The following is a 1071-nucleotide window of genomic DNA, read 5'->3' as shown; positions in this document are numbered from 1 at the left end:
CGCAGATTCCGCAGGAGCGCCATCGGCGCCATCGTGGGGATCACGGCTTCCCAGACCACGGCGTCCATCGGCCCGTGGAGCCAGCCCGCCAGGGCCTCCCACGTCATGCCCGCCGCGGCCAGCCGCTCGGAGCCGCCCGGCCCGGTCACCATCGCTCGCCGTTCATCCGCAGCCGACTCCATCAGCGCCCGGTGGGCGGTCAGCAGGTGGTCGGAGGCCGGCGGAACCGCCTGATCCGGATGATGGCGGCGGTCCAGGGCGTACCGGAAGAGCGCGCCCTGCCAGGGCTTGTCCGGGTCGGGGGAGGCGTGCACCAGGTTGAGCACGTCGCCGAAGCGGAAGCCCTTGGACGCGGTGTCGTACTTGAGCAGGGACCGGGACGTGTACAGCCGGCGTACACCGTCGGCGATGCCCCGCTTCACGGGCTGTGGCACCTTCCGCCCGTGCACCGAGATCCAGTGGGCGAGCAGTTCGCCGGGCTCGTCGGCGCGCTGGAGCACCGAGTCGATCACGGACCGGTTGGACGGGCCTGCGGACGCCCCGGCCTCGAGCCGAGCCTGCACGTACGCGGCGGCGCCCACCAGGGACGCCGTGCGCATGTTGCCCTCGCCGCGAAGCCAGCGCAGCAGGCCGGCCGTCCACACGGGGTCCTGGACAGCGAGTTCACCGACGAGACGGGTGTAGCGGTCGTCCCGCTCCTCACCGCTCTCGTAGAAGGTTCGCTGGGAGACGAAGTTGCCAACCGCAAGGAGAAAGAGTTCCTCGCGGGGCTCCCGGACGAAGGCCGGGCCGCCCTCGTAGGTGCACAAGTCCGCTCTGGCGGGCCCGTGATGGAACCGTGGTGGGGGCAGGGAGCTGGCGGCCGCCGAGATGTGCGGGGCCACGAGCATCTCGGACCAGATCTTGGAGACGCGTGGGGTGTAACCAGGCAGCGAATCCCCCCGGATTCAAAGGATTGGACGCCCCGGCCAAATGGTCCGACGGGGCGAAGACGCCCGCGCCTGCCGAGATCAAAGGGGGCGGCGGCGTCACTTGGTTGTCAGAAGGAAGTAGCCGCAGCCGGGCGCATCG

Annotated in this window: 1 pseudogene; it reads right to left on the bottom strand. The window is 70.8% G+C overall.

The features are described from left to right. Positions 1 to 890, bottom strand: a pseudogene (locus AB0M27_RS48160) (TROVE domain-containing protein); the annotation flags it as partial. Positions 891 to 1071 lie beyond the last annotated feature (181 nt).

The organism is Streptomyces sp. NPDC052107, from assembly GCF_040680215.1.
Taxonomy (GTDB): domain Bacteria; phylum Actinomycetota; class Actinomycetes; order Streptomycetales; family Streptomycetaceae; genus Streptomyces.
The sequence above is the reverse complement of the archived record's forward strand: the minus strand, read 5'-3'. Positions and strand labels throughout refer to the sequence as shown.